We start from the raw sequence: 212 nt of genomic DNA, 5'->3' as shown, positions 1-212 counted from the left end.
GCCGACCCGGCCGCTGCCCTGCATGAGATCGCCAGGATCCATCGGGTCCTCGCGGTGCTCGACCGGCTCGAACCGGAGCCGGCGGAGGGGCGGCCGGCAGGGCAGTCGGCCGTGCCACCTGCCGGGACGCCCGCACCCGTCATCGCCCGGGCCGAGACGGTCGCCGTGGACAGCCCGGTGGGCCCACGGCCGCTGCCGGTCCGCCAGTTGGG

This window comes from Promicromonospora kroppenstedtii DSM 19349, assembly GCF_000515355.1.
Lineage (GTDB): Bacteria > Actinomycetota > Actinomycetes > Actinomycetales > Cellulomonadaceae > Promicromonospora > Promicromonospora kroppenstedtii.
Note: the sequence above shows the minus strand (reverse complement) of the source record.